Here is an 11958-nt window from a genome sequence, read left to right as displayed (position 1 = left end):
GCCCACGGCTGAGCCTGCTATATCGCGGCTGCGAGAGGCGCCGTCAACCCCGGCGTTTCGTGGGCCGAATCAGTGATTTGAAGACCCGCGGCCGGCTGCTGAGATCGATGCACGCAGGCCGGCGGCGAGCATGCGCGGGGGGCCTGCCAAGCCGCATCGTTAAACCGGATCGTCCGGCTCGAGCGCCCGCGGCGCCGCCGTTCCGATCAAGGACCAATAGTCGATCGGCGGCCGGCCTGCGCCCGGCCGCTTGGCGGTGATGTCGGCCGGGCCGATGATCTCGCCGGCCCGCAGCGCGCGTGCCGCCACGATGCTCTTGCGCGCCACCGGCACATTCCTGACCTCTGACTCTCTCGGCGTCTTCACGCCGTCGCCGAGTGCGGCTTCGACTTTGCGAATGGCGCTCACCATCCGCCCGAAATCGTCCGGCTCGAGCGAGGCCGCGTGGTCAGGACCGGGCGCATTGCGATCCAGCGTCAGGTGCTTCTCGATGATGGTGGCGCCTAGGGCAACCGCGGCCACCGAAATCTCGAAACCGTCGGTGTGATCGGAATAGCCGACCGGAAGCAGGAACGCGGATCGCATCGTCGCCATCGCGGCGAGGTTCACATCCGCGATGGGGCAGGGATATTCGGTCGTGCAATGCAGCAGGCTGACGTGCCGCGCGAGCGCGGTGCGCGCCGCAGGATCGCGCCATGCCGCGCGGAACGAGACGACGCCGGCAGGATCGCTGCGCTGCGCGTAGCCATGGGCCAATACGCCCAGCGCTTCCTCGATCTCACCGAGTGTCGCCATCCCCGTCGACAGGATCAGTGTCGCGCCGGCCCTCGCCGCCGCATGCAGCAGCGGTGCATTGGTGAGATCGCCCGATCCGATCTTGATGCGCGGCAGCTTCAGCGACAGCAGGAAGCCGAGCGAAGCATCATCGAACGGCGTCGACAGGAATTCGATGTCGCGTTCGGCCGCGCGCGCAATCAGCGTGTGGTGTGCGGCCGGCGGCAGTTCGAGCCGCTCCAGCATCGCGAGCTGGCTCTCTGCGGCGTCCGTCGTGCGCTGCTGATAGTCGGCCTTCTTCGCCGCGCCGCTCGTCAGCGCCTTGGCGTTGAAGGTCTGGAACTTGACGATGTCGGCGCCGGCGTCGGCTGCCGCATCGACCAGAGCCAGTGCCTTCTCCAGGCTGCCGTCGTGATTGACGCCGGCTTCCGCGATGATCAGCGTGTGCGTCGTCATGGCCGCGCTCCGCTTGCGGGAAGGTCGTAGAAGCCCTTTTTCAGAAGCTGTCCGAAATCGGGGATGCCGGCAATGATGTCGGCAAAGCGCCGGCTGGAGTCGCCGTCGCCGTAGGGGTTGACGGTGGCCTGACGGCCGCGCCCGAGCGCTTGCGAGATGGCGGCGCCGATGGCGCCGCGTTCGGATGCCGCGTGAAACACCGAAGCCGCGCGCTCGCGCCCCTTCTGGCGGTCGCCGACGTCGACCGTGGGAACGCCGAATGACGGCGCTTCGAGGATGCCGCTCGACGAATTGCCGATCACCACGTCCACCTGGCTCATCAGGCTGAGATAACGGAGCTGTCCGAGCGAGGCGACCGCGATGGTGTTCGGCCGGCCCGCCGCGAAGGCTTTGGTCCGGTCGTTCAGCGCGCGTCCCTCCGCATCGGCATTGGCGAGCGTGAAGATGAGACGGAAGGCGGGATCGAGCGTGGACAGCGCCGCGAACAGCTCGTCCAGCTCGGTCATCGAGCGTCCGGCCTCGACCGTGACCGGATGGAACGTCACGAGCGCATTGTGCTCGCCGAGCGGCATGCCGACCGCACGGCCGATACCGTCGCGGTCCATCAGGTCGAGATGCCTGATGGCGTCGATGCCGACCGAGYCGATGGTGTGAACGCGGGACGGATCCTCGCCGAGCTGCGTCAGCCGCTGCGTCGAGCCCCGGTTGCTGGTGAAATGCAGATGCGACATCTTGCTGATGGCGTGACGAATGGACTCGTCGACCGCGCCTTCGGTGACGTCGCCGCCGAACAGATGCGCCATCGGCAGCCGCATGAACATCGCGGCCTGCGCGGCCGCGAACATCTCGAAGCGGTCGCCGAGCACGACGACGAGATCCGGCTGCAGCCGCGCGAAGGCATCGGCAAAGCCGATCACGCCGAGCCCGACGGATTTCGCGACGCCGGCACCGGTGTCGCTGGCGAGCAACGTCTCGACGCGCTCGTCGGCTTCGAATCCCTCGTCGCGGATGGCGTTGAAGGTGTAGCCGAACTCCGGCGCGAGATGCATGCCGGTGGCAATGAGCTGAAGCGTCAGGCCTGATGTCTCGCGGATCGCGCGCATCGGCCAGACCAGCAGTCCGAAATCGGCACGGCTGCCGGTCACGAAGCAGATCTTTCGTGCGATGCTATTCATCGCGGGCCCGGATGCTGGCGCTCGAGGGCAGGTTGATCAGCCGCCGCTCGATCGATTCGGCCGTGGCGAGATCGCCGCGCGGGCTTTGCGAAAACATCGGCAGGCGGTGCATCAGGGTCCAGGCGGGACGCGCGCCGAAGCCGGCTTCGTTCAACGCCGTGAGCACGTCGTCGCGCCGCTGCGCATACGCCTCGTCGAGCAGGATGGCGTTCAGCCAGTAATTGCTCGTGGTGCCCTCGGGCTCCCGCGAGAAGCGCACGCCGGGCACGTTCGCAAAGACGCGCTCGTAGGCTGCAGCCAGCCGGCGCTTGCTCGCCAGGAATCCGTCGAGCTGCTCGAGCTGCGCGCAGCCGAGCGCGGCGTTCAGGTTGGGCAGGCGGTAGTTGAAGCCGATCTCGTCGTGCACGAAGGCCCATTTGTGCGGCAGCTTCGCGGTGGTGGTGAGATGCTTGGCGCGGCGCCCCAATTCCTCGTCATTGGTGAGGATGGCGCCGCCGCCGCCGGTAGTGACGATCTTGTTGCCGTTGAAGCTCAGCGCCGCGAGCCGGGCCTGCGATCCGACGGCGTGGCCCTTGTAGGTCGAGCCCAGCGATTCCGCGGCATCCTCCACCAGCGCAATGCCCCACTCGTGCGCGATCGCGGCGATCTCGTCGAGCTCGACGGGATGTCCGAACGTGTGCATCGGCGAGATCGCGGCAATGCGGCGTCCGGTCTCGCGATTGATCACGCCCCTGGTGGTCCGCTCGGCGATTGCCTCGAGCCGCGTGGCAAGGGCGCGCGCATCCATGCCGAGCGTCGTGAGCGAGCTGTCGACGAAATGCGGCATCGCCCCGCAATAGGCGATCGCGTTCGTGGTCGCGATGAAGGTCAGCGCGGGCGACATGACTTCCTCGCCGGGCTCGACGCCGGCCAGCCTGAAGSAGGCGTGCAGCGCCGCGGTGCCGTTGACGACGGCGACGGCCCGCCTGGCGCCCGTCACTTCTTCCAGCATGCGCTCGAAACGGTCGACGAACGGGCCGACCGAGGAGACGAAGGTGCTCTTGATGCACTCTTCGAGATAGGCGACCTCGTTGCCCGCGAACACGGGCTCGTGCAGGCCGAGGACCCCGTTGGGCGTGCCGGCCGCGCGCCGGACGGCGTCGACCACGGCCTTGGGATCGAACGCGCGCGCGTCGGATCCGGTTACAGCAGTGCCCACCGTTGCCTCAGACATTGTAGACGTCCGCCTTGTAACGGCTGAGATTGGCGGGGTTGGTGAACCAGCTGACTGTCTTCTCGATGCCACGGCGCATGCCGTCGAGCCCGCCGAATTCCGGCGCCCAGCCGAGCTGCTGGCGCGCCCTGGAATTGTCGGCCCAGAGCCGCTCGACCTCGCTGTTGGCCGGCCGCAGGCGCGCCTCGTCGGTCTCGATCTCGATGTCGACGCCCATCACGTCGGCAATCATCTCGACGGTCGCGCCGACCGATATCTCGAAGCCGCTGCCGAGATTGATGGTCTGGCCGACGCTCTGTTCGGCCGGCGCGGTGAGGCCGGCGATCAGACCGCGCGCGGTGTCGGTGACGAAGGAAAAATCGCGCGTCGGGCTGACGGCACCGAGACGGATCTTGCGCTTGCCGGTCGCGATCTGGCTGATGATGGTCGGGATGACCGCGCGCGCCGACTGACGCGGTCCGTAGGTGTTGAACGGCCTGATGACGACGACCGGCATGTCGAACGAGGCCTGGAACGACAGCGCCATCTGGTCGGAGGCGATCTTCGAGGCCGAGTAGGGCGATTGGCCGACCAGCGGATGATTTTCCTTGATCGGCACGATTTGCGCCGTGCCGTACACCTCGCTGGTCGAAGTCTGCACGAAGCGCCGCACGCCGGCCAGGCGCGCCGCCTGGAGCACGTTCACCGTGCCGCGCACGTTGGTCTCGACGTAGGAATCGGGCGCAACATAGGAGAAGGGAATCGCGATCAGCGCCGCCAGGTGCAGCACGTCGGTGCAACCGCTGGCGGCCGCGATCATGAAATGCGGATCGCGGATGTCGCCGGCCACCACCTCCACGGACTTCATGATGTCGGCTGGAACCGTGTCCAGCCAGCCCCAGGAATTGAAGGAATTGTAGTAGACGATCGCCTTGACGCGGGCCCCGGCCTTCACCAGCTCCTCGACGGCATGCGAACCGATGAAGCCATCGCTGCCGGTAACGAGGACGCGGGCGTCCCTCAGATCTGCCATGCCGGACCCCAGAAGGCGATTAAGCCAGTGTTCGCAACAAGATGGCGCTATAGCACACTGGCGGTTGCGCGCAACAGAGCAGCGCCCGGGACCCCCAAATGCCCGGGGATGCAGCAGTTTTCGTGACGCGCCCCTAGGCCTTGCCGGCCGCGTTCAGGCGCTGCTTCACGAACGCCTCCAGATTCCCGCCTTCAAACAAGTGGCCCGCAAGGCCCGCGGCCTGCGCCGCCGCCATGTCGCTGTCCTTGTCTCCGATCACCATGCTGCGCGTCAGGTCGACCGGAAAGCGCTGTGCGAGATCGGTGATCATGCCCGGCGCCGGCTTGCGCCGGTCGCTGACGCGGCAATAGCGGGCGACGGTTCCGTCGGGATGATCGGGGCAATATTCGAACGCATCGATATGCGCACCGATCAGCGCCATCTGCTCCGCCATCCAGCGGTGCAGGGCGACGACGTGATGCTCCTCGTAGTAGCCGCGCGCGACGCCGGATTGGTTGGTGATGACGAAGGCGAAATAGCCGGCGTCGTTGACCGCCTTCACGGCCTCGCGCGCGCCATCGATCCATTCGAGCTTGTGCGTCTCGAACGTGTAGCCTGAATCATGGTTGAGCACGCCGTCGCGGTCGAAGAACACGGCGGGACGCCGCAGCGTCTCGCGCAGCTCGCGGTCGGCTCGCGCGAAGTCATCGGGGATGCCGATGTCGATGAAATAGCCGCGATAAGCCGTCCCGCGCAGCTCGCCGGACCTGACGAGGCCGGGGAACACGTCCTGCTCGAGCGAGGCGGGAAGCTTTGCGATATCGGCGATAACGGACTTGTCGACGACGTAGATGCCGGCATTGACCGGTCCCGTGGCGCCCGCACCCGGCGCGATGAAGTCGCGCACGATGTCGCCGTCGAGCGCGACGCGCCCGTAGCGATCCCCGACGACGCCGTCGCGCAGTGCCATGTGAACGCGCCCGCCTTGCGCGTGCGCGATCAGGTCGAGCAGGTTGAAGTCGAACAGCGAGTCGCCGTTGAGCAGCAGGAAGCGGTCCTGCAGCAGGTCGCGCGCATGCACGAGAGCGCCGCCGGTGCCGAGCGGCTCGGTCTCGCGCGACACGACGATTTGCGCCTGTCCCCTGGCGGCTGCGGCGTAGTGCGTCTCGACGATCTCCGCCTTGTGGCCCGCAAGCAGGAGGATTTCATCGAACACGCCATAGCGGACGAGCTCGTCGATCAGTGTGTCGAGAAACGGCCGCCCGCCGACGTCGAGCATCGGCTTCGGCACCAGCCTGGTGCGCTCACCCAGCCGTGTGCCCAGCCCGCCGACCAGGATGACGGCCTGTCTCAACATGGAGCGGGGATTTTGCGACATCGATCGATCTGTCGGTGAAAAAGCAGGTGTCATTCCAATGTCCATACCGCTTCACTGGTCTCCGCGCCAGTTGGGGGGCGTTGTGCCGGATTTTCCGAAGGTGCGGCGCAGCTCCATCCACAGTTGATTCCACATGCGGCTAAGCGTAAACATCCGTCGAATTGTGCAGGATTTTTAGCAGGCGGGCGAGAACATCCGGGCGCAATCTTCGCTATCCGCCGGCCAATCGGGCCTGATCGTTGCTTCCCGCCGAGTTTCGCCGCATGCCGGGTGAATTGCAGATTAGCGAGGCCGTCGCAAGGGGCTATCCGCCTGCCGTGCTCTACCTGCGCAACGACGAGACCGTCACGACGGAAGTCTGCGCATTCAACTACTTCTCGATCTTCATGAAGGATAATCCGGACGTGGATGCCCATGTCTGGTTCTTCGACGGGGCGGGCAAGCAGGCTGGATATTTCCACAAGGCGCTCGGCGTCGACGGACAATTGCAGTTGCCGACATCGGAGCTGTGTCCGCGCATTTCGGGAACGGTGGCAATGACGCTGGTACCGAAACACGAGACCAAGCTTCGTCCCGGACGAAAGGTGACCACCGGCTATTACGCACAATATTTCTCGCAGCACGGCGCGATAACATTGTCGCACGAGCGCGAGCCCGTCGCGGCAGCGCCGTTCCCGACCTCCGCCTGGATGCAGTCCTACCTGACGCGCTTCCTGAAGGAGTCGGGCGTGGTGCTGGTGAACTCCTGCATGGCGCCCGAAGGCGTCTCGGTGGGGACGGCCCGACTCATGGCTCTGGACGGCACCGCCCTGGGCGAGCGTGCGCTCCCGGAAATCGCGCCGATGGGCGCGGTCCGCATCAGCACGCTGGACCTTTTTCCCGAGGCCGAAAGACTGGTGGGTGCGAGCGAGGGGTTCGCCCTGGAGTTCAAGGGCACCAACATCGCCAGCCCGTTCAGCTATTATGAATTTGCCAACGGCAAGTTCAGCTTGCATCATTTCTAGAGGCCGCGACCGTGACACGTTTCTCGTCCAGTCCTTGGAAACCTTACGAGCCCAGGTTCATGTTCCCGACCTTTGCGGGGGTCGAGTCGCGCATGGGTTTCTCGATCCCTGCCTGGTACCGTCCGGTCGACATCAGATATCTCCGCAGCCTCATCGCCGGCAGCCTGCGGAAGAACTTTCGCGAAACGGTCAAGGATCTCGTTCCCGAGCTCGCCAGCCTGGTCGCCTCGGGCTTCAGCAAGAAGCTCAGATTCAAGCTGCACATCCTGTCGCGTCAGGGCGATTACCGCGCGACCTACGAGTTCCCGGAAGACTATGCGCCGGGTGCCACCGTCGAGGTCGAGCTGTCGCGTCTGTTCGCGTCACTCAAGCTGCCGCAGGACGACTATGTGGTCGTCGCCGTGATGTCGCGCGGGCGTATGGACGGCTTTCGTTCCTCGCCCGCCAGCTATTCGATGACTTATGTCGATCAGGACAATGTCGCGATCTACCGTACCGGCGCGTTCGCCCGGCCGCTGAACGAGGGCAGGCTCAAGGCGCATGTCGGGTTCACCGGCATCAATCCGAAGATCATCGCGACCAGCGACATCGTCAGCAGCCTGATGCTGATCAATCATTCCTCCGATCCTGAATACGCGCATGCGGCGCGGCCGACGTCGAAGCTGATCCGCGGAGACGGCGAGCAGATCGAGGGCGAGTTCGGCGAGATTGCGCCGCTCGGTGCGCGGGAGATGTCGGTCGTGGATATATTCGGCAGCCGCGTGTTCGACTTTCTCGCACCGTTCGGCGGGCGCGGCACGACGGTCACGACCTGCACCGGCATGACGCTCGCGAGCTTGCATTTGCAGCGTACAAACGATAACCGGCGGACGCTGCTGGGCATTGAGCATTCGCGCCCCGCACACATGAACCTCGCTGGCATCCTCCAGCATTAGGACGGGCCGCACGTGGTATCACAGGGTTTATTGGCGAGGTTTTCCGGTCGCCTGGAGCAACTTTTCAACATCGAAGACGACGTCGCTTCGCCCTCGCTCAAGATGGTGCTGGGATTCTGGATCGTCACCAACATCACGACGATCGTGTGGTGGAAGCTGGAGCTGCCCGACCGCTACCTTCCCGGCAATTGGCGGTACTTCGGCCTGGCCGTGTACGGGCTGTTGGCGCTGATGCCGATCGGACTCCTCCTGGTCCTTCGTAGGAGTTTCCTTCATCCGCTGATGCTGGGGCTTTTGGTCAGTTGCTGCCTGGCGCTGTCCATTACCGCCCACGAGGCCAATCTGCTGCGCGGGCAGATGCAGTTCAGTCTCGACCACGAGCGCGAATTTGCTCACATGGACATGGTCGAGGGCATCATCCGGCCGCTGATCTCCGACGTCGTGGAGGTTTACGTCCGGGTGATGGGCGACGACCACGTCGGCAGATCGACGTTCCGTACGCACATCGCAATCAATTACATGTTCGATTCGCTCTCGTTTCTGGCCGTGTTCTCGCTGGGAACATTGCTTCTGACGCGAACCGCGACGTGGCTTTGCCTGTTCACCGTCGCGTTCTATGCGCAGACCGCGATCTTTGCCGGCCGCATGGGCGCGGTGTTCTTGATGGGCGGCTTCGTCTGGCAATTATTTCTGCTGGTCTCCCGCCGCTACCCGGCCGCGATCATCTCCGGCCTCATCATAAGCTTCGCGCGCACGGACGTCGTGTTCTCGACGGCCTTTGTGCTGCTGAGCCTCGCGTTGTTCGAGAGGCGATGGCCCGATCGCCGGGAATGGATTGTCTTCGTCATCCTGGTCGGCATTTCGCTTGCGGTTCCGAAAGTGCTGATCTCGTTGCACCCGAACGCGAACTTTGGATCGTTCCTGATCATGCATGGCGATTTCCTCGGCAAGCCGCTGGGCAACATCGCGAGCCTCAAGCTCGCGATTGCGGTTGCCGCGCCCTTCATCGCCATAGTGGTCGTGAGGGCGACGAAGGTCACGCGGACCATGGCGGCCGTCGTGCCGTCCGCGGTGATCTATCTCGGCATCGTGTTTCTGATCGCCGATTTCTCCGAGACGCGGCTGCTCGGGCCGCCGCTCGCCGGGCTAGCCTTCGTGGCGTGCGAAGCGCTGGGGAGGCTCCTCGACGCGGGGCGCGACGATCAGCCGGAAAATCGCGTCGTCGGATAGCGGCAGGAAAAGACTGCTCGCCCTCACGCCGGTCCGCGTCGCTGCGCGTGCAAGACGCGGTGGAACGGAAGGACGGTCAAAAATTGACCCGTTCACGCTCGACCACGATCGGCCGTCGCCGGACCTGATTGAAGATCGCCACGATATATTCCCCGAGCACGCCAAGGAAGAAGAGCTGGACGCCGCCGAAGAAGAACAGGCCTATGATGATGGTAGGAATGCCGTGCGGGCCGATGTCGAAGCCGGCAATCTTGAGCAGGAATACGATGAAGGCGTAAGCGAAACTCAGCGACGAGATGATCAGCCCGCAGAAAAACGCCGTGCGCAGCGGCACGGTGGAGAAGCTGATGGCGCCGAGCAGACCCTGGTCGATCAGGCTCGACAGGCGGTTGCGCGAGATGCCGTGCTTGCGCGCCAGCCAGGTGTAGGGCACGCCGATCGAGCGAAATCCACATTCGAACGGCATCATGCGCATGAAGGGCTGGACGTCCTCGAACTGCTTCATCGCCTCGAGCACCTTGCGGTCGACGAGCTGGTAGTCGCCGACGTCGGCAGGGTAGTCGACATAGGACATGCGGCTGATCATCTTGTAGTACAGATGTCGGGCCGTACGGCTCAGGAACGGCTCCTCGCGCCGGGCTCTGATGCCGAACACGATCTCATAGCCGTCTTCCCAATGCTTGACGAAGGTCGGGATCAGCGACGGCGGATCCTGCAGGTCGGCGGGCATGAACAGCACGGTGGCGTCGCCGGTCGAGGCCAGCACACCGTTATAGGTGTTCCTCAGCACGCCAAAGTTCCGGGCGTTCACGATGACCTTGACGGACGGGTCCTCGGCCGCGATCTCCTTGAGGATCTCCACGGTCCGGTCGGTCGAGGCATTGTCGCAGAAGATGTGCTCGCGCTCATAGCCCGGAAGCTCGCGCTCGAAGATCTCCTTGAGCGCCGCGTAGCACTCGCGGATTCCCGCCTCCTCGTTGTAGCAGGGCGTCACAAGGCTGATTTTCTTCCGCATCCATCCTCCAGGACGTCCTTACCGCGGGCGGAATCGGACGGATGGCGGCGCCCCCGGTGGTGGGGTTGCCATCTTTCAATCGTTTCTTTAGCAGGTAAGTGGACAACTTCAACCGCTCCCGAAGGGGTGGCGGGCGCCCGATCTTGTTGACAAGGCTGGGCTAATCGTTCTGATGTGACCTTTTCGGCTGGACGGGTATGAGCATGAAGGCCGTGATTCTGGCGGGTGGGTTCGGGACTCGCATCACCGAAGAGAGCCACGTTAAGCCGAAACCCATGATCGAGATCGGCGGCAAGCCGATCCTGTGGCACATCATGAAGATCTTTTCGTCGCACGGCATCGACGAGTTCATCATCTGCTGTGGCTACAAGTCCTATGTCATCAAGGAATATTTCGCGAACTACTTCCTTCACATGGCTGACGTGACGTTCGACCTCGCCAATAATTCGATGGAAGTGCACAACAAGTTCGCCGAACACTGGAAGGTGACGCTGGTCGACACCGGCCTGAACACCATGACCGGCGGCCGTCTCAAGCGCATCAGGGACTATGTCGGCAACGAGACGTTCTGCATGACCTACGGCGACGGGCTCGCGGACGTCGACATTGGCGCGTTGCGCGAGTTTCATCGCGCCCACGGGCGCCATGCGACGGTGACCGCGATTCAGCCGCCGGCGCGCTTCGGCGCACTCGATATCGACCACGACGTCGTCCAGCATTTCGAGGAGAAGCCGCGGGGCGACGGCCGCTGGATCAACGGCGGCTTCTTCGTGCTGGAGCCTGCGATCTTCGACTATCTCGGCAACGACAGCACGATCTGGGAGCAGGAGCCTCTGAAACGTCTGTCGCAGGACGGACAGCTCGCGGCCTACCGCCACACCGGCTTCTGGGAGGCGATGGACACGCTGCGTGACAAGCTTCATCTGGAGCAGCTCTGGGACAGCGGGCGGGCGCCCTGGAGGCGTTGGCAATGAACGCTGGCTTCTGGACGGGCAAGCGCGTTCTCGTCACTGGCCATACCGGCTTCAAGGGGGGCTGGCTGGTGGCCTGGCTGCGCCATCTCGGCGCCGAGGTCGCGGGGCTCGCGCTGCCGCCATCGACGACGCCCAACCTGTTCGATCTGGCGCAGACCGCGCAGGACACCCTGTCGGTCTTCGCCGACATCCGCGATCCCGCCGCGGTCAAGGCAGCGTTCGAGCGGTTTCAGCCCGAGATCGTGTTTCACATGGCGGCGCAGGCGATCGTGCGCGCGTCCTACGACGACCCGGTCGGCACCTACGCGACCAATGTGATGGGTACCGTGCACGTGTTCGAGGCGGTGCGGAATTCGGACGTGCGCGTGGTGGTCAACGTCACCAGCGACAAATGCTACGACAACAGGGAATGGGTCTGGGGCTACCGTGAGGCGGATCCGCTCGGCGGCAAGGATCCCTATTCCAGCAGCAAGGCCTGCGCGGAACTGGTCACGGCGGCCTACCGTTCGTCGTTTTTCAGCGGAACCAGCCGGATCGGGTTTGCCAGCGCCCGTGCCGGCAATGTGATTGGCGGCGGCGATTGGGCCCAGGATCGTCTCATTCCCGACGTGATCGCGGCGATCCGCAGTGGCCAGCCGGTGCCGGTCCGGAATCCCGATGCCGTGCGGCCCTGGCAGCACGTGCTCGAGCCGCTGTCCGGCTATCTTCTGCTCGCCGAGCATCTGTGGCACGACCCGATCGGCTTCTCCAGCGAATGGAATTTCGGTCCCGATGCGGACAGCGTGCGCACGGTGCGCTGGCTGGTCGATCGCC

General features: G+C 64.6%; 11 protein-coding genes. 5 read left to right on the top strand and 6 right to left on the bottom strand.

The window, feature by feature from the left end; all coding sequences use genetic code 11:
* Window positions 1-159: 159 nt before the first annotated feature.
* The 5 genes from neuB to AC1D00_RS09360 all read right to left on the bottom strand — a co-directional run bounded on the left by neuB (window position 160) and on the right by AC1D00_RS09360 (window position 5966).
* Window positions 160-1230, bottom strand: a complete 1071-nt coding sequence (gene neuB, locus AC1D00_RS09380; RefSeq protein ID WP_477010476.1) for an N-acetylneuraminate synthase — start codon at window positions 1228-1230, stop codon at window positions 160-162.
* On the bottom strand, window positions 1227-2405 hold the full coding sequence (gene neuC, locus AC1D00_RS09375; protein WP_477010475.1) for a UDP-N-acetylglucosamine 2-epimerase: 1179 nt from the start codon (window positions 2403-2405) through the stop codon (window positions 1227-1229). The genes neuB and neuC overlap by 4 nt, the downstream gene beginning before the upstream one ends.
* Complete coding sequence (locus AC1D00_RS09370) at window positions 2398-3618, bottom strand: LegC family aminotransferase (RefSeq protein WP_477010474.1); 1221 nt, start codon at window positions 3616-3618, stop codon at window positions 2398-2400. The genes neuC and AC1D00_RS09370 overlap by 8 nt, the downstream gene beginning before the upstream one ends.
* Window positions 3611-4630: an NAD-dependent 4,6-dehydratase LegB gene (locus tag AC1D00_RS09365; RefSeq protein WP_027545060.1), complete on the bottom strand. Its 1020-nt coding sequence runs from the start codon at window positions 4628-4630 to the stop codon at window positions 3611-3613. Before AC1D00_RS09365 ends, AC1D00_RS09370 begins: the two co-directional genes overlap by 8 nt.
* Window positions 4631-4763: 133 nt before the next feature.
* Entirely contained in the window at window positions 4764-5966 is a 1203-nt protein-coding gene (locus AC1D00_RS09360) for an HAD-IIIA family hydrolase (protein WP_477010473.1), read from the bottom strand.
* Window positions 5967-6250: 284 nt separating this feature from the next.
* Between AC1D00_RS09360 and AC1D00_RS09355 the strand changes: the two genes are divergently transcribed.
* The 3 genes from AC1D00_RS09355 to AC1D00_RS09345 all read left to right on the top strand — a co-directional run bounded on the left by AC1D00_RS09355 (window position 6251) and on the right by AC1D00_RS09345 (window position 9156).
* Complete coding sequence (locus AC1D00_RS09355; protein ID WP_477010472.1) at window positions 6251-6991, top strand: hypothetical protein; 741 nt, start codon at window positions 6251-6253, stop codon at window positions 6989-6991.
* Window positions 6992-7083: 92 nt separating this feature from the next.
* Window positions 7084-7926, top strand: a complete 843-nt coding sequence (locus tag AC1D00_RS09350) for a hypothetical protein (protein ID WP_245284270.1) — start codon at window positions 7084-7086, stop codon at window positions 7924-7926.
* A gap of 12 nt (window positions 7927-7938) precedes the next feature.
* Window positions 7939-9156 carry a hypothetical protein gene (locus tag AC1D00_RS09345; protein ID WP_477010471.1) on the top strand — a complete coding sequence of 406 codons (1218 nt, stop codon included), beginning with the start codon at window positions 7939-7941 and terminating at the stop codon, window positions 9154-9156.
* Between the two features lie 76 nt (window positions 9157-9232).
* Here AC1D00_RS09345 and AC1D00_RS09340 read toward each other — a convergent pair whose 3' ends face one another.
* Window positions 9233-10171, bottom strand: coding sequence for a glycosyltransferase family 2 protein (locus AC1D00_RS09340; RefSeq protein ID WP_477010470.1), 939 nt, complete (start codon window positions 10169-10171; stop codon window positions 9233-9235).
* 203 nt (window positions 10172-10374) lie between these two features.
* Between AC1D00_RS09340 and rfbF the strand changes: the two genes are divergently transcribed.
* Window positions 10375-11145 carry a glucose-1-phosphate cytidylyltransferase gene (gene rfbF, locus AC1D00_RS09335; protein ID WP_477010469.1) on the top strand — a complete coding sequence of 257 codons (771 nt, stop codon included), beginning with the start codon at window positions 10375-10377 and terminating at the stop codon, window positions 11143-11145.
* Window positions 11142-11958 (top strand): CDP-glucose 4,6-dehydratase (rfbG, locus tag AC1D00_RS09330; protein WP_477010468.1); only part of this gene is annotated, 817 nt, incomplete at its 3' end. The genes rfbF and rfbG, both read left to right, overlap by 4 nt.

The organism is Bradyrhizobium sp. P2_E8 (assembly GCF_056403875.1).
The sequence above is the reverse complement of the archived record's forward strand: the minus strand, read 5'-3'. Positions and strand labels throughout refer to the sequence as shown.

Coding starts and splice junctions, on each gene's coding strand:
- neuB (WP_477010476.1), bottom strand. CDS start 1,230: ATGACGACGCACACGCTGATCATCGCGGAAGCCGGCGTCAATCACGAC.
- AC1D00_RS09365 (WP_027545060.1), bottom strand. CDS start 4,630: ATGGCAGATCTGAGGGACGCCCGCGTCCTCGTTACCGGCAGCGATGGC.
- AC1D00_RS09360 (WP_477010473.1), bottom strand. CDS start 5,966: ATGTTGAGACAGGCCGTCATCCTGGTCGGCGGGCTGGGCACACGGCTG.
- AC1D00_RS09355 (WP_477010472.1), top strand. CDS start 6,251: ATGCCGGGTGAATTGCAGATTAGCGAGGCCGTCGCAAGGGGCTATCCG.
- AC1D00_RS09350 (WP_245284270.1), top strand. CDS start 7,084: ATGGGTTTCTCGATCCCTGCCTGGTACCGTCCGGTCGACATCAGATAT.
- AC1D00_RS09340 (WP_477010470.1), bottom strand. CDS start 10,171: ATGCGGAAGAAAATCAGCCTTGTGACGCCCTGCTACAACGAGGAGGCG.
- rfbF (WP_477010469.1), top strand. CDS start 10,375: ATGAAGGCCGTGATTCTGGCGGGTGGGTTCGGGACTCGCATCACCGAA.